Source organism: Methyloversatilis sp. XJ19-13 (assembly GCF_024580155.1).
GTDB lineage: Bacteria > Pseudomonadota > Gammaproteobacteria > Burkholderiales > Rhodocyclaceae > Methyloversatilis.
Genome location: NZ_JANINH010000044.1, coordinates 1 through 458, shown reverse-complemented (window position 1 = coordinate 458; position 458 = coordinate 1). Strand labels below are relative to the sequence as shown.

At 64.6% G+C, this 458-nt stretch carries 1 protein-coding gene; it reads right to left on the bottom strand.

Annotated features, from left to right (window positions below; all coding sequences use genetic code 11):
- On the bottom strand, positions 1-458 hold a 458-nt coding region (locus NMQ14_RS19635; protein WP_257098513.1), incomplete at both ends, for a phosphomethylpyrimidine synthase ThiC.

Sequence of the window (458 nt, the reverse complement as noted above, 5' to 3'; positions counted from 1 at the left end):
GTGACGTAGCAGAGCATGGCCGTGCCGTACCAGCCGATCATCGCCGCGCCGATGCCGCTGGTGATGTGGTCGTAGCCGGGGGCGATGTCGGTGGTCAGCGGGCCCAGCGTGTAGAAGGGCGCCTCGTCGCACCAGTCCAGCTGCAGGTCCATGTTCTCCTTGATGAGCTGCATCGGCACGTGGCCCGGGCCTTCGATCATGACCTGCACGTCGTGCTGCCAGGCGACCTGGGTGAGCTCGCCCAGGGTCTTCAGTTCAGCCAGCTGCGCCTCGTCGTTGGCATCGAAGATCGATCCCGGACGCAGCCCGTCGCCGAGCGAGAAGGACACGTCGTAGGCCTTCATGATTTCGCAGATCTCTTCGAAGTGCGTGTAGAGGAAGCTCTCCTTGTGGTGCGCCAGGCACCACTTGGCCATGATGGAGCCGCCCCGGCTGACGATGCCGGTCATGCGGTTGGC